Origin of the sequence: Gordonia sp. C13, from assembly GCF_023218005.1 — a bacterium.
In the GTDB taxonomy this organism is placed as follows: Bacteria; Actinomycetota; Actinomycetes; order Mycobacteriales; family Mycobacteriaceae; genus Gordonia; species Gordonia namibiensis.
Map to the genome: position 1 here is coordinate 27,283 of NZ_JALPSY010000017.1, position 20,075 is coordinate 47,357.

14 protein-coding genes and 1 pseudogene are annotated in these 20,075 nt (G+C 67.5%); 4 read left to right on the plus strand and 11 right to left on the minus strand.

Translation table 11 applies throughout. The annotated features are described in order from the left end of the window. Positions 1 to 17: 17 nt before the first annotated feature. From bioD to M1L58_RS14265, 3 genes are read right to left on the minus strand one after another with little or no spacing between them, the layout of a single operon-like run. Positions 18 to 896, minus strand: coding sequence for an ATP-dependent dethiobiotin synthetase BioD (gene bioD / locus M1L58_RS14255; RefSeq protein ID WP_248659383.1), 879 nt, complete (start codon positions 894 to 896; stop codon positions 18 to 20). Continuing rightward, positions 893 to 2,128, minus strand: a complete 1,236-nt coding sequence (locus M1L58_RS14260; RefSeq protein WP_248659384.1) for an 8-amino-7-oxononanoate synthase — start codon at positions 2,126 to 2,128, stop codon at positions 893 to 895. Before M1L58_RS14260 ends, bioD begins: the two co-directional genes overlap by 4 nt. Beyond that, the gene (locus M1L58_RS14265) at positions 2,125 to 3,441 is read right to left on the minus strand and encodes an adenosylmethionine--8-amino-7-oxononanoate transaminase (RefSeq protein ID WP_248659385.1); all 1,317 of its coding nucleotides are present in this window, start codon (positions 3,439 to 3,441) and stop codon (positions 2,125 to 2,127) included. Before M1L58_RS14265 ends, M1L58_RS14260 begins: the two co-directional genes overlap by 4 nt. A gap of 136 nt (positions 3,442 to 3,577) precedes the next feature. Between M1L58_RS14265 and M1L58_RS14270 the strand changes: the two genes are divergently transcribed. The 4 genes from M1L58_RS14270 to treY all read left to right on the plus strand — a co-directional run bounded on the left by M1L58_RS14270 (position 3,578) and on the right by treY (position 11,451). Next, positions 3,578 to 4,135, plus strand: a complete 558-nt coding sequence (locus tag M1L58_RS14270; RefSeq protein ID WP_248659386.1) for a TetR family transcriptional regulator — start codon at positions 3,578 to 3,580, stop codon at positions 4,133 to 4,135. A 141-nt stretch (positions 4,136 to 4,276) separates the two neighbouring features. Next, on the plus strand, positions 4,277 to 6,454 hold the full coding sequence (locus M1L58_RS14275) for an acyltransferase family protein (protein ID WP_248659420.1): 2,178 nt from the start codon (positions 4,277 to 4,279) through the stop codon (positions 6,452 to 6,454). A 208-nt stretch (positions 6,455 to 6,662) separates the two neighbouring features. Next, positions 6,663 to 9,125 (plus strand): glycogen debranching protein GlgX, encoded by a 2,463-nt coding sequence (glgX, locus tag M1L58_RS14280; protein WP_248659421.1) that lies wholly within the window; start codon positions 6,663 to 6,665, stop codon positions 9,123 to 9,125. A 19-nt stretch (positions 9,126 to 9,144) separates the two neighbouring features. Continuing rightward, positions 9,145 to 11,451 carry a malto-oligosyltrehalose synthase gene (gene treY / locus M1L58_RS14285; protein ID WP_248659387.1) on the plus strand — a complete coding sequence of 769 codons (2,307 nt, stop codon included), beginning with the start codon at positions 9,145 to 9,147 and terminating at the stop codon, positions 11,449 to 11,451. A 178-nt stretch (positions 11,452 to 11,629) separates the two neighbouring features. Here treY and M1L58_RS14290 read toward each other — a convergent pair whose 3' ends face one another. The 8 genes and pseudogenes from M1L58_RS14290 to M1L58_RS14325 form a co-directional block, all read right to left on the minus strand. Continuing rightward, positions 11,630 to 12,409, minus strand: a complete 780-nt coding sequence (locus tag M1L58_RS14290) for a hypothetical protein (protein ID WP_248659388.1) — start codon at positions 12,407 to 12,409, stop codon at positions 11,630 to 11,632. Between the two features lie 27 nt (positions 12,410 to 12,436). Continuing rightward, on the minus strand, positions 12,437 to 13,609 hold the full coding sequence (locus tag M1L58_RS14295; protein WP_006868320.1) for an MlaD family protein: 1,173 nt from the start codon (positions 13,607 to 13,609) through the stop codon (positions 12,437 to 12,439). Then, positions 13,606 to 14,764, minus strand: a pseudogene (locus M1L58_RS14300) (MlaD family protein). Before M1L58_RS14300 ends, M1L58_RS14295 begins: the two are co-directional and overlap by 4 nt. Continuing rightward, positions 14,761 to 15,864 carry an MCE family protein gene (locus M1L58_RS14305; protein ID WP_006868318.1) on the minus strand — a complete coding sequence of 368 codons (1,104 nt, stop codon included), beginning with the start codon at positions 15,862 to 15,864 and terminating at the stop codon, positions 14,761 to 14,763. Before M1L58_RS14305 ends, M1L58_RS14300 begins: the two are co-directional and overlap by 4 nt. Further along, on the minus strand, positions 15,858 to 16,847 hold the full coding sequence (locus M1L58_RS14310) for an MCE family protein (RefSeq protein WP_248659389.1): 990 nt from the start codon (positions 16,845 to 16,847) through the stop codon (positions 15,858 to 15,860). The genes M1L58_RS14305 and M1L58_RS14310 overlap by 7 nt, the downstream gene beginning before the upstream one ends. Further along, positions 16,844 to 17,878, minus strand: a complete 1,035-nt coding sequence (locus M1L58_RS14315; protein WP_248659390.1) for an MCE family protein — start codon at positions 17,876 to 17,878, stop codon at positions 16,844 to 16,846. The genes M1L58_RS14310 and M1L58_RS14315 overlap by 4 nt, the downstream gene beginning before the upstream one ends. Continuing rightward, positions 17,875 to 19,197, minus strand: a complete 1,323-nt coding sequence (locus M1L58_RS14320) for an MlaD family protein (protein WP_006868315.1) — start codon at positions 19,195 to 19,197, stop codon at positions 17,875 to 17,877. Before M1L58_RS14320 ends, M1L58_RS14315 begins: the two co-directional genes overlap by 4 nt. 10 nt (positions 19,198 to 19,207) lie before the next feature. Further along, the gene (locus tag M1L58_RS14325) at positions 19,208 to 20,074 is read right to left on the minus strand and encodes an MlaE family ABC transporter permease (RefSeq protein WP_005198851.1); all 867 of its coding nucleotides are present in this window, start codon (positions 20,072 to 20,074) and stop codon (positions 19,208 to 19,210) included. Position 20,075: the final 1 nt, after the last annotated feature.

Consider the following 20,075-nt stretch of genomic DNA (forward strand, 5'->3'; position numbering starts at 1 on the left):
GGGCTGGGCTGGGACGGTTACGACGTGGAGGCGAGCGATGCCGGTTGGTCGGCGAGCGTCGCAAGCCAGTCGGGGTCGAACCACGTCGGGGCGATTCGCCGGAACTCCGCGGGGTCGAGCGCAGCGGCACCGGCGGGCAGCACGCCCACCACCGGGACTCCCGTGATCCGCGGCAGGTCGGATCGGTTGCAGCGCATGGCGAGGTCGGGCTCCTCCGGCCACCAGCCGATCACGAGTCCGGCGGGCCGGAGTCCCCGTGCACGAACGGCATTCACGGTCAGCTCGGCATGGTTGAGGGCACCGAGACCGGGTACCACGACGATCACGACGCCGTCATCGGTGCCCGGCGCCAGGGTCTCGGCGGCGATGTCGAGGATGGTCGCCGACTCCCCCAACCGCACCAGCACACCGCCGGCACCTTCGACGAGGGTGAGGTCGTGGGTGGACGCGAGGTCGTCGACGGCGCGCACGATGACGGCCGGATCGGCGAGCGGCATACCCGCACGCCGCGCCGCGGTGTCCGGGGCGAGCGGCTCCGGGTAGCGGTAGGACTCGACCGTGGTCACCTCCCCCGCGAGGCGTGAGACCTCGGCGAGGTCACCGGGTTCGGTTGGGGCGACCCCAGTTTGGACGGGTTTGCACACGGCGACGGTGGTAGCGCGGGGTTGTGGGGTCGCCGGCCCTTCGTGGCTCGTCGCTATCGCTCCTCGCACCTCAGGGAGCGAGGGGTGGGTCGCCGCTCCTCGCACCTCAGGGAGCGAGGGGGTGCGCGTGTCAGGGAGCGAGGGGTGGGTCGCGGCAGCGAGCGCGGCGGTGACCACCGTCTTGCCGACGTCGGTGGAGGTGCCGGTGACGGCGAGGACGCGACCGCGGGTCGACGGTGTCGGCGCGCTCATCGGGCACCCACCTCCCGCAGCGCGGCGTCGACCACCTCGGCGACGTGGTCGAGGGTCGCGGCGTCGAGGTCGGCCCGCACGGTGATCCGCAGCCGCGACGTTCCCGGCGGGACCGACGGCGGGCGGAAGCATCCGACGAGGACTCCGCGGTCACGGCAGGCCGCGGCCGCTTCGACGGCACGCTGCGGGTCGCCGACGATGATCGAGATGACCGCGGCGGCAGGCTCGTCGACGCCGCAGGCGCGCGCCAGGTGACGAGCGTTGTCCCGCAACCGGTCCGGCAGCGCGGGGTCGGCACGAAGTATCTGCAATGCGGCACGAGCCGCGCCGACCGCCGCCGGATTGAGTCCGGTGTCGAAGATGAACGGGCGCGCGCAGTCGATCAGGTGCGACCGTAGGGTCTCCGGTCCGAGGACCACCCCGCCCTGCGCCCCGAATGACTTGGACAGCACCGTGGTGACCACCAGGTCGGGAGCGCCGGAAAGTCCCTGTTCGGCAACGAGTCCCCGGCCGCCGGGGCCGCGAACGCCGACGGCGTGGGCCTCGTCGACGAGCAGCACCGCGCCGTGCGCGCGGGCTGCGGCGTACAGGTCGGCGACGGGCGCCGGCTCACCGTCGATGCTGTAGACCGAGTCGGTGACCACCAGCGCCCGCTCCTCGGTGCGGTCGGCGAGTGCAGCCCGCACGGCCTCGTGATCACCGCGGTCGACGACCACCACGCGCGCCCGGGACAGGCGACAACCGTCGATCAGCGACGCGTGACTGCCGGTGTCGCTCACGATGAGATCGCCGGAGTCATTCGGCCCGCTCGCTCTGCTCCCGGCGCCGCGACCGGCCAACGCGGTGACTGCGCCGACATTCGCGAGATAACCCGACGAGAAGGCCAGCGCGGCCGGGAATCCGAGGAAATCGGCGAGTTCGTTCTCGAGGTCGACGTGCGCCTGGGTGGTTCCGACGACGAGTCTCGACGCCGTCGATCCGCCACCCCACTGCGCCGCCGCGGCCTGCGCCCCGGCGATGACGTCGGGGTGCGTCGACAACCCGAGGTAATCGTTCGATCCGAGGTTGATCGCATCGACACCGACTCGTCGGACATGGGGGTCACGATGCAGACCGGCGTCGGCACGGTCGCGTGCGGCACCGGCGAGCCACGCGAGCCCGACCTCCCCCGAGGCGACCGCGCCTGACGTGATGCCGCCGCCGACCGCCGCCTGTCCCGAGATGATGGTCATGACCGTGCTCCCACGAGTTCGGAAGGTGCAGAGACTGTTTCGCCGAGCGTCGCCCGTACGGCGGCGGAGATCCCGCCGACGATCGTCGCCACGTCCTCGGGGGTGCAGACGAAGGGCGGCATCGTGTAGACGAGGTTGCGGAAGGGCCGGAGCCACGCACCGGCATCGATCGCGGCCGCGGTGGCCGCGGACATGTCGACGGGACGATCGAGTTCGACGACACCGATCGCACCGTGCACCCGGACGTCGACGACGCCGTCGAGTTCGCGCAGTGGCGCCAGCCCCTCGGCGAGGACGGCGCCGATCTGCGCCACCCGTTCGGCCCAGGGCGTCTCCAGCAGCAGCTCGATGGCGGCGACGGCCACCGCGCAGGCAAGCGGGTTGGCCATGAAGGTCGGGCCGTGGGCGAGTCCGCCGGCCTCCCCCTCGCTGATGGCCTCGGCGATGTGGGAGGTGCAGAGTGTTGCGGCGAGCGTGATGTACCCACCGGTCAGGGCTTTGCCGACGCACATGATGTCGGGGGCGACGTCTGCGGCATCGGCGGCGAAGAGTGTTCCGGTACGGCCGAATCCGGTGGCGATCTCGTCGAAGATCAGCAGGATGCCGTGACGGTCGCAAATGTCACGCAGGGCGGTCAGATATGCAGGGTCGTGGAAGCGCATACCTCCGGCTCCCTGGACGACAGGCTCGACGATGACCGCGGCGAGTTCGTCGCGGTGCTCCCGGACCGCGGCCTCCAGCCTGGCCACGTACTCCGGGCGGAAGTCGGCCGGGGGCGCGTCGACGAAGATCTGCTGAGTGAGGACCGCCGACCACATCGAGTGCATGCCGCCGTCGGGATCGCAGACGCTCATCGGCGTGAAGGTGTCGCCGTGGTAGCCGCCACGCCAGGTCAGCAGCCGGGTGCGCCGCGTCTCCCCGCGGCTTCGCCAGTACTGCAACGCCATCTTGGCCGCGACCTCCACCGAGACCGATCCCGAGTCGCAGAAGAACACTTTCTGCAGCCCTTCGGGGGTGAGTTCGACGAGGAGTTGAGCGAGCCGCGCGGCGGGTTCGTGGGTGAGGCCACCGAACATCACATGCGACATCCGCCCCATCTGGACGGCGGCCGCGGCGTCGAGGCGCGGGTGCCGGTAGCCGTGGATCGCGGCCCACCAGGAACTCATGCCGTCGACCACCGATCGTCCGTCGGCCAGTTCGAGGTGAACCCCCGACGCCGAGGCGACCACCAGCGGTCGGGTCGTCGCGGGCAGCGCCCCGTAGGGATGCCAGATGTGCTCGGCGTCGACACGGCTGATCTCGGCCTGGTCCACGGCGCGCTCCTCCTGTGCTCTGTCCCCGGATCGCCTGGACAGCGTCCAGGATTCCTGAACACCGTACAGGGGATGCCTGGACGGTGTACAGGTGACTCGCGCAGACCGCTCCGATCGGGGTCACTACGCTGACCGCGTGAGCAACAGCCGCACCGACGTCCTCCGCGCTGCCCGCGACATCCTGCGCGAACACAGCCTGGCCGACCTGTCGATGCGCCGGCTCGCCACCGAACTCGGCGTCCGCCCCAATGCCCTCTACTGGCATTTCCCCAACAAACAGACCCTGCTGGCCGCTCTGGCCGACGACATCCTCGGCGCGGTCACGATCCCGGCCACCGACCTGGCGTGGGACGAGCGGCTGCGCCTGCTCGCCGCCGGGATGCGCGCGGCCCTGCTGGAGGTACCCGACAGCGCCGAGGTCGTGTCGTCGAGCTGGGCCAGCGGACTGTCCACCAAGGCCATCGCCGCCGACATCGTCGCGGCCGGACATGCCGGCGGGCTCTCGCTGCGGGACGCGGAGGCCGTCAGCGTCGCGATCTGTCAGCTCGTCATCGGCCTGACCATCGAGGAACAGACCCGCGCGCAGATGGAACGCCTCGGCGTCATCGAACCGTCGGGCCGCGACTTCACCGGCGAGTTCGTCGACGGGCTGACGATCATCCTCGACGGCGCCCGCACCCGAGCACGTCGCTGACGACCCGAACCCGGTGACCAAGTCCACCGGGTGTCGCAGCCCCCACGACTCAGGAATTCACAGCTTCGGCGGGTACATTGCTACCCGGCCGAAACCGTTCCCGACCCGAAAGACTTCTCTGTGGCATCGACGACTCGAGTAGTGGAGCCGGAGTCGGCCCCCTCGACGCCGACGACCCCTGCCTACCGCACCGACCTCGACGGTCTACGCGGCATCGCGATCACCCTCGTGGCCTGCTTCCACGTGTGGTTCGGAAAAGTCTCCGGCGGCGTCGACGTCTTTCTCACCCTGTCGGGATACTTCTTCCTCGGTTCGCTCCTCCGGCATGCGATCTACGCGCAGAAACCGAACGTCACCTTCCGCGACACCCTCAACCCGTGGCCGCGGCTGAAACGACTGCTCAAGCGACTCCTGCCCGCCCTGATCACCGTCTTGCTCGCGGTCACGGTGCTCACCGTCGTCATCCTGCCGCAGACCCGCTGGGCCAACGTCGGCCACGAGGTCGTGGCGAGCGCTCTGTACTACCAGAACTGGTACCTGGCGCTGAACTCGCAGGACTACCTGGCCGCGAGTTCGGCCAACAGTCCCCTGCAGCACATCTGGTCGATGTCGATGCAGGGACAGTTCTTCCTGCTGACCCTGCTGGTCGCCCTGGCGTTCGCCGGTGTCCTCAAGGTCCTCGCACGCTTCGCGCGCCCGTTCGCCGAGCCGCGGGTCATCCGGTTCCTGGTCTTCGCGGCGGTCCTCGTCGTCGCGCTGGGGTCGTTCTGGTGGGCCCACCGCGGCATGGCGATCAACCAGCCCTACAACTACTACTCGACGATCTCGCGATTGTGGGAGCCGCTGGTCGGCGGCCTGCTCGCCATCTGGCTGCCGAGCCTGCGCGTGCCCAACTGGGTGCGCAACCTCGCCACGATCGGCGGACTCGCGCTCATCGTCAGCTGCGGCTGGTGGATCGACGGCGTCAACGAGTACCCGGGTCCGATGGCACTCGTCCCCGTCGGTGCGACGCTGCTCATCATCTGGGCGGGCGCGACCGCACTACAGAAGGCTCCGCACGGCTCGCACGCCGCGCCGGACGAGATGCCGTCCGCCAACCGCATGCTCGCGAGCACCTGGCCGGTGTGGCTGGGCACCATCGCCTACTCGCTGTACCTGTGGCACTGGCCGCTGCTGATCTTCTATCTGACCTGGCGGGACAAGAACCACGCGAACTTCCTCGAGGGAGTCGGCATCCTCGCGGTGTCGATCGGTCTCGCGTGGCTCACCAAACGCTACGTCGAGGACCCGCTCCGCGGCGGTGACCGGGCGGCCCTCACACGGGGGAACCGCGAAGGACGTTCCCGTTGGTTGTCCTACACCTCGGTGGTGACGGCGATCCTGCTGCTCGGCAGCGTGGTGGCGGGAGTCGGAATCAAGGTGTGGGAGAACCACGTCGACAACATCGTCGTCGACACCAAGAACCTCGACCCGCGGTCGTACCCCGGGGCGCGTGCACTGCTCGACGGCTGGCCGGTCCCCGCGCTCGACCCGCAGCCGTCCGCACTGGAAGTGATCCAGGACTACCCGGAGACCTCCACCGACGGATACATGAGCGACTTCACCGACAACGAGATCCACGTGGGTGAGTACGGCGACCCGAACGCCACCCGCACGATCGCGCTGGCCGGCGGATCGCATGCGGAGATGTGGATCTCCGCGCTCGACACCCTCGGCAAGCGCAACGGGTTCAAGGTCAAGACCTACCTGAAGATGGGTTGCCCGCTGTCGACCAACGAGGTCCCCAAGCAGCGCGGCGTCCCCTACCCCGAGTGTTACGACTGGGGCCAGCGGGTCATCGAACAGGTCATCGCCGACAAGCCCGACGCGGTGTTCACCAATTCGACCCGCCCGCGCGACTATCAGCCGGGCGACTGGGTACCGCCGGACTACACCCCGATCTTCGACCGCTTCCTCGACGCCGGCATCCCGGTGTTCGGCATGCGGGACACGCCGTGGCCGAAGAACCGCAAGGGCACCATCGACACCCCCATCTGCCTCGCCGACGGCGGCGACGCGGAGAGCTGCGGTTCGCGCCGTGCCGCCGTCCTCGCCCCCGAGGACCCGGCGCTCGAGCTGGCCGCCACCCGACCGGACTTCCATCCGCTGGACATGTCGAGGGGCATCTGCACCGACGACTTCTGCCCCGCGATCGTCGGCAACATCACCGTCTACAAGGACCCGCATCACCTCTCGGCAACGTTTGTCCGGAGTCTCACCGACGAGCTCGGCCGGCAGATGGAGGCCCAACTGCCCTGGACCGGCCCACGGGTACCGTGACCTGCGTCTTTCGCAACCTGTCCAGCCCCGCGTATAAGTCGTCCCACCAACCGGCCGTTTCGGGCGGATGATCGCTGTCCGAGATGACCGCCTGACGCAACACGACTAGGGTCGACCCATGACGTCGTCTCCACAGGTGGGCAGTAACGCTTCGCCGACCGAGGGTGAACAACCGGACCCGAGCACGACCGACACCCCGCCGGTGCCCATGCCGGACGACCCGGTCCAGGCCGATGCGCTCGTCGAACCCGAACCCGCACCCATCCCGGTGTGGCCGGGTACCCCGTATCCGCTCGGAGCGACATACGACGGTGCGGGAACGAACTTCTCGCTGTTCTCCGAGGTCGCCGAGGCCGTCGAGCTGTGCCTCATCGATCGGGACGGCAAGGAACGGCGTATCCGGCTCGAAGAGGTCGACGGTTACTGCTGGCACTGCTACCTGCCGAACGTGGTGCCGGGACAGTTCTACGGCTTCCGCGTGTACGGCCCCTACGACCCTGCGCGGGGACTGCGATGCGACCCGAGCAAACTGCTTCTCGACCCGTACGGCAAAGCTTTCCACGGCGACTTCGACGGTGACGCCTCGCTGTTCTCCTATCCGCTGCCGACCCCAGACGACGCCGAGGCCTCGACCGAGGACTCCGGCGAGGAAGCCGCGGCGGACCCAGGTGAGACAGAGGGCGGCGGTACGGAGAGCGGCGACGCGATGGGCGTCGACACGGACAGCGAGGCCGCCCCCGAGGACACCGATGCCGGTGAGGTGGACGCCGACGCCGGCGACACCGGAACCGAGGGCGATGCCGCGGCCGGCGATACAGCCGACGGCGAGGTCACCGAGGCCATCGAAGCCGCTGATGACGCGGACCCGGTTGAGCTCGAACCTCTTCCGGAGATCGAGCCCGCGCCCGAGTACCCGATGCCCGGACTCGACTCGCTGGGACACACGATGGTCTCGGTGGTCATCAACCCGTACTTCGACTGGCAGAACGACCGGTCACCCAACCGCCCCTATCACCAGACGGTCATCTACGAGGCTCACGTCAAGGGCATGACCGCCACTCATCCCGGCGTACCCGAGAACCTGCGCGGCACCTATGCGGGCCTCTGTCACCCGGTGATCATCGACCATCTGAAGTCGCTGGGGATCACCGCGATCGAACTGATGCCGGTGCACCAGTTCATGCAGGACTTCACCCTCCGCGACCAGGGCCTGCGAAACTACTGGGGGTACAACACCTTCGGGTTCCTCGCCCCGCACATCGAGTATTCGTCCAACCCCGATCAACCCGCAAGCGCGGTGACCGAGTTCAAGGCGATGGTGCGGGAGTTCCACAATGCAGGCATCGAGGTCATCCTCGACGTGGTCTACAACCACACCGCCGAGGGCAACCACCTCGGTCCGACGGTGTCCTTCCGCGGGATCGACAACGCCGCCTATTACCGTCTCGTGGACGACAACCCCGAGATGTACATGGACTACACGGGCACCGGCAACAGCCTCAACGGACGGCATCCGCACACGCTGCAGCTCATCATGGACTCGCTGCGCTACTGGATCCTGGAGATGCACGTCGACGGTTTCCGCTTCGACCTGGCCTCCACGCTGGCCCGCGAACTCCACGACGTCGACCGCCTGTCGGCGTTCTTCGATCTGGTGCAACAGGATCCGGTGGTGAGTCAGGTGAAGCTGATCGCCGAGCCATGGGACATCGGCGAGGGCGGTTACCAGGTCGGCAACTTCCCGCCGTTGTGGACCGAGTGGAACGGGAAGTACCGCGACACGGTGCGCGACTACTGGCGCGGCGAACCGTCGACGCTGGGCGAGTTCGCCTCCCGGCTCACCGGATCGTCGGACCTCTACGAGGCGACCGGCCGGCGCCCGCTCGCGAGCATCAACTTCGTCATCGCCCACGACGGTTTCACCCTGCGTGACCTGGTGTCGTACAACGAGAAACACAACGAGGCCAACGGCGAGGACAACCGCGACGGGGAGAGCCACAACCGGTCCTGGAACTGTGGCGTCGAGGGACCGACCGACGATCCCGAGATCAACGCCCTGCGCGCACGACAGCAGCGCAACATCCTGGCGACGCTGTTCCTGTCGCAGGGCACGCCGATGCTGGCCCACGGTGACGAGATCGGACGCACCCAGCAGGGCAACAACAACGTGTACTGCCAGGACTCCGAATTGTCCTGGGTGGATTGGTCTCTCGCCGAGGAGAACGCCGACCTGCTGGAGTTCACCCGCAAGGCCATCGCCCTGCGCACCGCGCATCCGGTGTTCCGTCGTCGACGCTTCTTCGGCGGCAAGCCGATCCGATGGGGCGATCAGGCTCGGGACATCGCGTGGCTGACCCCCGCGGGCGTGGAGATGACGTCCGAGGACTGGGACAGCGGATTCGGCAAGAGCCTCGCGGTGTTCTTCAACGGGAAGGGGCTCGGTGAGAAGGACGAGCGTGGCGAGTGGGTCGTCGACGACTCGTTCTTCATCTGCTTCAACGCCCACTACGAGCCCATCGACTTCCGTCTACCGCCGGAGCAGTACGGCACCGAGTGGGTCGGCGAACTCGACACGACCCATCCGACCGGCGACTCGGATCTGACCGCCGCATTCGGTCAGTCGGTGACGGTGGGCGGCCGGTCGGTGCTCGTGCTGCGGGCGACGTCCTGAGAACGGCGGGCAAGACACGATGAACACACGTCCGACGCCGCGGGCCACCTACCGCTTCCAGCTCAACGGCGACTTCGGATTCGCCGACGTCACCGCGACCCTGGATCACCTCGTCGAGCTCGGGGTCAGTCACGTCTACCTGTCCCCCATCGGGACGGCCGCAGCCGGGTCCACCCACGGCTACGACTGGCTCCCGCCGCCCGCCGTGTCCGACGTCCTCGGGGGCATCGACGGTCTACGTGAACTACGCCGCGCGGCAACCGATCGCGGGCTCGGCATCATCATCGACATCGTCCCCAACCACACCGGGGTGGCCGATGCGCTCGCCAACCCGTGGTTCGCGGACCTGCTCCGTTCCGGCCCCCGGTCGCCCTACGCGTCGTATTTCGACGTCGACCTCAGCGACGACAACGGCGCCGACGGCAAGATCGCTCTACCTGTCGTCGCCGCCGACGGCGACCTGAGCCCGCTCGAGATCGACGAGCAGGGCAACCTGCGGTACTACGATCACGCCTTCCCGATCGCCCCCGGGACCGGCGACGGGAGCCCCGCGGAAGTCCATGCGCGCCAGCACTACAAGCTCGTGCCGTGGAACAGCGGACTCATCGGATACCGCCGGTTCTTCACCGTCAACGAGCTCGCCGGCCTCCGGCAGGAGGACCCCGCGGTCTACGACGCGACACACGGGTGGCTGCGAGAGCTCATCGCCGAGGACCTCATCGACGGTGTGCGCGTCGATCATCCGGACGGACTCTGGGACCCCCAGCAGTACCTCCGCACACTCCGCACCGACGTCGGTGACGACCGGTTGATCTACATCGAGAAGATCCTGGCCCCGGACGAGCCCCTCGAGCCGACGCTGCCGGTCGAGGGCACCACCGGCTACGACCAGCTGCGGATCATCGACGGACTGTTCGTGGCACCGTCGGGCGTCGTCCAGCTCACCGAGCTCAACGAGCACATCACCGGGGAAACCGGCGATGCAACGTGGTTCGCATCGGTGGAACATCAGCGCAAGCTGACGACGCTGCGTGAGTCCTTCCCCACCGAACTCCGACGACTCGTGCGGACGATCACCCATTCCGACCCGGCCGCCGACTCCGAGGCCATCGCCGATGCGTGTGCCGAGCTGATCGCCGCGCTCGGTGTCTACCGCGCCGACTATCCGTCCCTGCGGTCACGCCTGGAGACGACCGCCGTGCGGATCGCCGCCGAGAACCCTTCGCTGACACGAGCACTCGACGCCATCATGCGCGCCACCCGGAGCCCCGGTGCCGCGGCCTCACGGTTGGCGCAGACCTGTGGTGCGGTGACCGCGAAGAGCGTCGAGGACAGCCTCTTCTACCGCACGGCCCGCCTGGTGTCGGCGCAGGAGGTGGGCGGCGATCCGGCGAATCCGGCGGTGTCGCTGAACGAGTTCCACGACCACAATGCCGAACGCGCCCGGCGTTGGCCGCTGGCGATGACCGCGACGTCGACGCACGACACCAAGAGGGGCGAGGACGTCCGAGCCCGGATCGCCGTGCTCTCCCAGGTTCCCGAACGGTGGTCGCTGCTGATCGAACGCGTCTGGCTGGGGACCGACATCCCGGACAACCTGGCGTGTTATTTCCTGCTGCAGAACATCTTCGGCGTCTGGCCGGTCGACGGCAAGGTCACCGACGAACTGCGTGGGCGCATCGTCGACTACGCACGGAAGGCATGCCGCGAAGCCGGACTCAGGACCACGTGGACCGAGGTCGACGAGAAGTTCGAAGAGGCGATCGAGCGCTGGATCGACCAGGTCACTTCCGAACCGATCGCGACCGCGGTGCGCGAACTCGTCGACCGGACCACCCCGGCCTTCCAGCAGGAAGCCCTCGCGCGTAAGGCGATCGCAATCCTCGGACCCGGCGTCCCGGACATCTATCAGGGCACCGAATGGTGGGAGGACTCGCTCGTCGACCCGGACAACCGGCGGCAGGTGGATTTCGCTCGGCCACTGGAACATCCGAAGGCCGCGCTCGTCCGGACCGCACTCGGTGTCCGCGCCGAGCACCCCGAGGCCTTCGGCCCGTCGAGCACGTACGATCGCCTGCCGGTCGACGGCCCGGCCTCCGATCACGCCATCGCCTTCAGCCGCGGATCCGACGGCGCCCCCGAGGTCGTCGTGGTCACCGCGCGGTTCACCCACAGCCTCAAGCCCGAATCGGCGGCCGACACCGTCATCGAGCTGCCGCGCGGCGCTCGCTGGCGTGACGTCCGCAGCGGGACGGTCCACGACTCGACGGTCGACCTGCACACCGCGCGCGCCGACCACCCGGTGGCGATCCTCGTCCGCGACTGAAGATGGCCGGTGGCGGACATTTTCGGCTCGCCGGCCCTTCGTGGCTCGTCGACTTCGATACGCTCCTTCGTCGCTACTCAGCCCAGCGGCTCGCGCTCCTCGCACCTCAGGGAGCAGTGGTGGGCCAACCGCTCACACTCCTCGCACCTCAGGGAGCAAACGGGGCGCGAGGGGCGGACTAGCCTGCCGGCGCCGGTGCCGGACTCGGCTGCGGCGCGGGTGCACCGCCGGCACCCGGCAAGGACTGTGAGGGATCGATCTGACCGCTGGGGCTACCGGGCGGGCCGTCGACCTTCGAGACCAGCCACTGGCCGTCCTCCTTGCTCAGGTCGAGCCGGAAGACCATGAGACTGGTTCCGCCGGTGGGTAGTTTGACGCTGCGGCCGGTCACCTCGGCCATCACGACCGTCTTCGCGGAGTCCTTGTCGACGGTCTCCACCGCGACGACGCTGATCTTCGACGACACCTCGATCTTGAGGGCCTCGACGTTCTGCTCGGTGTCCGCGCGCTCCTGCTCGAGACGCTTGCGCAGCTCCCCGGTCGACAGCGGACCGAGCAGTTCCTTGGAGTTGCCCGCGTTCTCGGCGTTGAGGGTCGTGACGAGCTTGGTGACGAAGTCTGCGGAGGCGGTCTTGGCGTCGGCGAAGGCATCCGCCTCGCTCTGCAAGGTGTAAGTTCGCCAGCCGAGGAAACCGACGGCCGCGAACAGGGCGATGACGACGAGCGCACCGAGTGCGCGCTTGATCCCGCTCGCGGTGACCGTCAGCGAGAACTCCTTCTTCCCGGCCGCGGGTTGCGGTTCGGGAGCGGGATCGTTCACTGCGGCACCGGAACCGGTGCGACGCACCGACTTCCCGCGCGGGGTCGTGTCCGCCTTGCCGGTGCCGGCGTCCTCGTCGGTCACGGTCTTCTCGAGATCGGTCTTCTTCTCGAGATCTGGCTTCTCAGGGTCTGTCATCTACAGGTCACGCAACTTGTCTGGTCGTCATTTGTCGAGCGGCACCGTGCGGGCGTTCGGGTCGTAACCCGGTGGCGGCCCTGCGGTGTCGTCGCCCGGCGGTCGTGGTGCGTTGGCCGCGCCACGGATCTGCTGGTTCGGATCCTCGGTCACACAGTACAGATTGGTCGGGATGGTCAGCTCGAGGACTTGGGTCGGCCGACGCGGGGTGACGGGGTAGTTGCAACTGGGCCTCGGGTACACCGAACCGAAGGCCCACCACGCACCGTCGTGGAACATGGTGAGGCTCTTGATACTCGCGTCCCGGATCGACGGCATCAGCGTCGCGAGGGCCGGTGCGCGCAGCGCGCCCTGCTCGGCTATGTCGAGGAACTGCTTCATCACGTCGGTCACCGGGTCGGTCAGCTGGTTGATCGAACCGGCGAGGCTGGTCATCTGCGACGGACCCCGATCGAGCAACGTGCGCAGTTCCCGGTCGGAGGCCGCGGCGGAGTTGATCAGGTCGCTCAGCGACGACACCGTGTTCCCGAAGTCGGGCTGGATGTCGGCGGTCGTCTTGAAGATGGTGCCCGCGTTCTGGATCAGTTTCGTGGTCTCGGGCAGTGCCGTGTACAACCGCGCGAAGATCGTGCCGCCCGAGTTGAACAGCACCTTCAGGTCGTTGGTGCCGTCCTCGGAGTACAGCGCGATCTTCAGATTGTCCACGGCCGAACGGAGTTCGGCCGGGTCGATCTGCTGGATGAGTTCCAGCGCGGACTCGAGGAGATCGGAGAACGGCACGGTGACCTTGGTCTGACCGGCCTTGATCACGTCGCCGTCCTTCAGGTACGGCCCCTCCGAGGTGGTGGGTTGGAAATCGACGTACTGTTCGCCGGCCGCCGACAACCCCAGCGCCGCGACCTGGGTGTTGCGGTTGATCTTGTACCGGTCGTCGACCGAGACCTTCACCGTCACCGAATCCGGTTCGACGCGGATGGTGTCGACCTCGCCGATGCGCGCCCCGCGCAGGGTGACCCCCGACGTCTCCTGCAGGCCGCCGGAGATCGGGAACTCGATGGTCAGCTTGTACTTGCCCGCCAACGGTTCCCACCGCAACGTACCGAGCGAGAGGTAGCCGAGCCCGACGACCATGACCAGGACGAGCCCGAGGTTGCCGACGAGCACGGAATGCCTGCGGAGAAAACCGAATACGCCGCTCATCCGCAGCACCCCTTGGTTCCGGTGAGTCGGGCCAGCAGTCGCGTGAGCGTCTGCTGGAGCGCCGCCGAGCCCGAATCGACGTCCTCGAGCTCGGGAAGCCTGCTCGCCGAGTCGAATCCGACACCCGGGTTGAGCCAGTACACCTTCGCCGACACAGCTGCCGCACTACCCGGCGTCGACTTGATCCACTTCGGGGTCAGCGTGTGCAGGTTGTCGGCCAGCGAACCGAGCGGGCCGGCCGCCTGCCGCAGGCCGGCCAGCACCGTCGACAGATGACCGAGCATCTCCACCAGGTTGTCCTGGTCGGTGCGGAGGAAGTCGTTGGTCGCCGAGGTCACCTTCTGAGCCTTGTCCAGCGAGGTCAGGATCGAGCCGATCTGACCGTTCAGCGACTGCAGCGCAGGACCGAGTTTGTTGATCGACGCCATGATCTGGGCTCGGCCGTCGGCCAGCTGACCGGTCAGGATCCGGGTGTTCGCCAGCGACCGGTCGACCTGCGCCGAACTCTGGTTGAGTTTGCGGATGCCGGTCGTCAGGCCGCGGATCGCACCGTTGAGGTCCGTCGGATTGGTCGCGACGGCCGCGCTCAGTTCGGTGAGAATGACCGTGAGCGAGTTCAGCGAACCGCTGTCGACCACACCGCTCATGCTGATGAGCAGGTCCTCGACCGTCGCCGCCGCGGAGGTGGGGCCGGTGAGGGTGTCGCCGTCGGTCATGAATCCCTTCGGCGCGTTCGGCGGCGGCAGGAGGGCCACGAACACGTCGCCGAGCGGGGTCGCCTGGCGGAGTTCGGCTCCCGTGCCCACCGGCAACTCGGTCTTCTTGCTGACGTCCATCGTGACGATCGCGGAGTAGTCCTTGGCGACGATGGTGTCGACCTGCCCCGACGTCGGTGCCGTTGAGCTTCACCTTGGCGCGCGTCGGCAGGTTCAGGGCATTGTCGAAGTTCGCCGTCAGCCGGATGGAGTCGCCGATGCCGCCGGGGGCCGGCAGCGGGATCTGCTCGACGGTCAGACCGGGCAACACGCCACAGCCGGTGAGTCCCATCAGTGCGCTGAGCAGCAACGCCGTCACCGCGCCGCGTCGCGCGCGGGAGCGGCGTCGTGCCGGTTCTGGCACCGTGCTGCGCAGCGAGGCGCTGGTCACCGCTCTCATTTCGTCAGCTCCAGCATCGCCGAGTAGATGCCCATGTCCGGCCCGAAGTCCTTCAGCTTGCCGGTGCGGCAGCCGTCCTTCTGCAGGTTGATCGACTCGCAGAACTTGGCGAGCAACTCGTTGTCGACGAGCGACTTGTCGAGCAGCACCTGTGCGCGCCAGGCGCCCTGCTCTGCGGAGATCGAGTTGCTCAGGTTCTGGAACAGCAGCGGACCGACATCGATGGTCTCTACCACCTGCCGCGAGTAGTCGCTCAGGTTGGCGGTCAACGCCGCGAGCCGGTCGAAGGAGACCGAAATCGTGTTGGTGTTGTTCTGCAGGAAGGCCGTCGTGTTCTGCAGCGTCTGGTTCAGGTTTCGCAGGGTCGCGACGAGGCCGGGCGACTGGGCCCCCAACAGCTCGGACACCTCGTTGACCGACTTCGAGAACGCCGTCATCTTCGGGTAGTTCTTCACCAGCGTGGTGCTCAGACCCTCGATGGTCTCGATGATGTCGACGAGGGCGTCGCTGTTGCCGGAGATGACATTCGACGCCTGTCCCAGCTGATCGAGCGCCGCACGGATCTCTTCGCCATTACCCGTGGCGATCCCCGAGGTGATGTCGATCATGTCCGCCAGCGGGCCGGGGCCGGGCCCCTCCCCCTTCAGACCCACGACGAGACCGTCGATGGCGTCGAACAGTTCGCCGACCGACACCGGGGCCTTGGTCTCCTTCAGCACCGAGCCGTCCTCGAGCTTCGGTCCGCCCTCGTACGCCGGGGTCAGCTCGACGTGGCGCGTGGTCACGATCGAGGTGTTGACGATGGCTGCCGTGGCGTCGGCGGGCACCGGCACGTCTTTGTCGATGGTCATGGTGACCTTGACCCGATCGCCTTGCGGCTCGACGGCCGTCACCTGTCCGACCGGCATGCCGAGAACCGCGACGTCGTTGCTGACATAGAGGCCGGCGACGTTGTCGAAGTAGGCGGTGACCTCGATCGCCTGCCCGAAGGCCGCCTTCCAGCTGCCCGGGATCATCGAACATCCCGAGAGGCCCAGGATGCCGAGCAGGGAGATGCACACGAGGAGCGTCGAACGACGCAGCTTCTGCGGGTTCAGCATCCGTCCACCACCCGGGCCAGGCACAGCCAGTTGTCGGGGAAGATGCCCCACGGCAGGTAGCCGTTCGCGTACGGGCCGTCGCCGATCACATTGGTGGTCAGACGTGCTGTCACGGGCAGGATCTCCAGCAGCTTGCGCAGGTTGTTGCGGTTTTTCTCCAGGCCCTGCGTGATGGTGTTCAGGTTCGCCATGATGGGGGCGAACTGGTTGGCGTTCTCCCCCGCCACCGCACTAGTCTGTTCGGTGAGTTCGGCGATGCCGTCGAGCAGGCGCGTCACCAGTTCCTCACGGGCCACGATCTTCTGGGTCAGGTCGCGTCCCTGGCCGACGATCACCGCCAGTTGCGCCTGGTTGTCGTTGACGATGTTCGTGATCGTCTTGGTGTCGGCGATCAGCTGGTTGATCTGATCCTTGCGGTTGGTGATGACCTCGGACATCTGCGTCAGTGCCTCGAACGTCGGCTCGGTGATCGCGGGAACACCGGCGAGTTGACGGTTGAGCGTGCGGATGCTTTGCGAGAGGGTCTGGTCGTCGATCCCGGTCAGGATCGGCGCGCCCTCCTCGATGGTGCGGTTCAGGTCGTAGGGCACCGCGGTCTTCTCGATGTGGCCGTCGGGTGCTTCCTCGGGCGAATCCCCCAGCGACACATCGACGTAGCGCTGGCCGAGCAGCGTCGACATCTTGATCTCGGCCATGCCGTTCTTCGTGACCCGGACGTCGGTGTCGACCTTCATGGTGAGCGCGACGTGGGTGCCGGCGAGTTCGGTCTCGGTGACCTCACCGACGTCGATACCGGCCACCCGAACCTTGTCGCCCGGTCGGATCCCGCCGGCCTGCGCGAAGTCGGCGGTGAGCGTCTTCTTGCCGAGATGGGCACCGGCCAGCGCCGTCACGCCCAGCAGGAGTGCGACGATCACGACCGCGCCGATCACGCCGTACCAGACGCGGGTGTTGCTGCGGAATCTCTTGCGGAACCAGTTCATCGGCACACCACCGAATGATTCGTGCCACCGATCTTGTTGAAGATCCCCGGCGGCAGCAGGACATCACCGATCGCGACGTCGAGGTCGCACGCATAGATGTTCAGGTATGCACCCTCTCCGAGTACGAGCGGGAAGTGGCCGAGGAAGATCGGCGCGTCGACGGCCATCCGGTCGAGTTTGGAGCCGTTCTGGATGAGTGTGTTGGTGGCGACGCGGCCGTTCGTCGCGGCGGCGGCGAGGCTGCCCCGGCTGCGGCTGAGAACGTCGGCGAAACCGTCTGCAGTGCGTCCGATGTCGGCGACCGCGCTGCCGAAGGCCGCCGAGTTCGAGTTGAGGTTCTCGATGAGGGCGGACATCGACTCGATGACGGTGCCGAGCTGGCCGCCCTGACGGGACAGGTCACGCATCACGGTGCTCAGGTTGTTGATGATCGCGCCGATCACGATGTCGCGGTTGGCGGTGTCCTCGGCGAGCCGGCCCACCTCGGCGACGGTGTAGCTCAGCGAGACCGAATTGCCCTGGAACGCCTCGAGGAGTCCCTGCGACAGCGCGTTGACCTGGTCGGCGTCGAGGGTCTCGAAGACCGGCTGGAATCCGGCGAGGAGTTTGGTGATGTCGAAGGAGTCCTCGGACGGCAGCTCCAGTGTGGACCCGGGCGACAGCGGCCTGCTGTCGCGCCCCTCGACCAGCGTCAGGTTGAGATACCGCTGGCCGATGAGGTTCTGATACCGGATCGCCGCACGCGTGTTGGTGTAGACCTGCTGGTCGTTCTGCACCTCGAATTCGACTCGGGCGCGACCGTTGTCGAGTTCGATCTTGTCGACGCGCCCGACACGGACGCCGGCCATGCGGACGTCGTCGCCGGCGGCGAGCCCCGAGGCGTCGGTGAAGAACGTCGTGTAGTTGTTCGTCGACCCCGACACCGATCGTTCCAGCGTCGAGAAGATCACGTACGTCACGAGCAACGCGACGAGAGCGAAGATCGTGAAGCCGATCAGCGGTTTGCGGATCGAGCCCGAGGCCGCGCTCATCGTCCTCCTCCCTGATCTGTGGCTCCATCACGTGCGTCGATCGACTGGACCAGCGGTCCGAGCATGATCGTGTCGGCGGCCGACGGCTTCCGGCGCAGAACCGAGCCGAGCGTCTTGTTGTCGGAGCCGGTGGTCACCATGCCCACGGGACGGTTCTTGCGCATGCCGTCGGACGGGTAGATCTGCAGCGGACCCGACATCGTCGGTCCGGTACCGGTTCCCGGTCCCACACAGCCCGGCCCACGCAACGTGCCGTACGGGCCGCCGTTGTACACCGGGCAGTTCTGACGGGTGTAGCGGACGAACGCGCCGAAGCTGACGCCGATGTTCAGCTGTACGTGCCCGTTCGTCCCGGTGAAGACCGTGAGCACCCGGGCGGCGAGATTGTTGAGCGCGATGATCGCCTGCGGCAACGAATTCGGTTCGAGCACAGTTGCGCCGAGCATGCGGTTCAGGTCGGTGACGAGTCGCTGACCGCCATTGCCGTTGCGGGCGAACATCAGCTGGATCTGGTCGAGCAGTCCCTGGTTGCCGCTCAGCAGTGCCGAGAGGTCGCGCTGCTTCTCGGCGATGGTCACCGCCGGGATCACGCTGCGGCCCAGGGTGTCGAGCAGTTCCGGCGCGGACTCCGCGAGACCGCTGATCGCGGCGTCGAAGTTGTCGAACCCCGGCGGTGCGCCCGGCGGGAACTGGGCGTTGATCGCGTCGAAGTAGGTCCGCAGCACGCCCACGAAGGAGCCGAACACCGATCCGCCGCCCTTCAGGGCGTCGGCGACCACACCGAGCACCTGGGCGAGCTCCTCCGGCGGCACCGCGTCGAGGATGGCGCTCAACTCGTTCTGCGCATCCTGCAGCTTGATCGTCTCGAGCGACTTGTCGGCGGGGATCGTGTCACCCGACGACAGTCGCTCGGTCCCCGGTTCGGCAGGTCGGACGAGCTCGACGGAGTTGACGCCGAACAGGTTCGACGGCACGGTCCGCGCGGTCACCGACGCCGGGATGCCCTCGGCCTGCGCGGGCACGATGTCGATCTCGACCTTCTTGATGACCTTCGCGGCGTCCACCTGGTCGCCGGAGTCGGCGACCGAGATCGACTTCACCGCGCCGACGATGAGCCCGTTGTAGCGGACGTCGGCGCCGGAGGTCAGGCCGTCGCCGACGTCGACGAGGTCGGCGGTCACCTCCACCGTCTTGCTGAAGGTGCCCTGGTACCGCATGAACAGCAGCACGAAGATCACCAGCAGGACCAGCAGGAAGGCGACGCCGCGCAGCACGTACTGCAGTAGTGAGGGGTTGCGCCCGTCGGTCGCGATGTTCACCGGCTCCCCCTCATCCCGAGATCTTGATTCCGGGCGAGGTGCCCCAGAAGACGAGTGTCATGACCAGGTTCGCGAACACGATGACGATGATCGCGAGTCGGATGGCATGTCCGGCAGCAATGCCCACACCTTCGGGCCCTCCAGCGGCGAAGTATCCGTAGTAGCACTGGATGAACGTCGTCAGCAGCACGAAGACGATCACCTTGATGAACGAGAACACCATGTCCCAGGACACGATGAACTGGTTGAAGTAGTACAGGTAGGTGCCCTCGCCCTGCCCGCTCTGCAGCATGAACATGAACTGGCAGGCAAGGTAGTTGGCGGCCAGCGACACCGAGTACAGCGGGACGATCGCGATGACCGCGGCCAGCATGCGGGTGGTGACCAGGTACGGCAGCGGGCGGATGGCGATCGCCTCGAGGGCGTCGATCTCCTCCGCGATTCGCATCGAACCGAGCTGCGCGGTGAAGCGGCAACCCGACTGCGCGGTGAACGCCGTCGCCGCGAGCAGCGGGGCGATCTCACGCGTCGTCGCGAACGCCGACAGGCCACCGGTCACCGGAGACATGCCGAGCAGGTTCAGCGCGGTGTAGCCCTCGATACCGACGGTCGCGCCGCCCATCACCCCGAGGATCACCATGACGCCGACCGTGCCGCCGCCCACGACGATCGCGCCGTTGCCCCACGCGACGTCGGCGAGCAGGCGCCAGACTTCCTTGCTGTAGTGCCGGAAGGCCAGCGGGACCGCGCCGATCGAGCGGACGAGGAACGTGATGAGGTGCCCCATCGCCGCGAGGGCGTCGCGCGGACCGCGATAGACGGCCTTGGCGGCCTCCAAGGGTTTCAGCGCGGGTGGCACATACCGTGACGCGGTCATC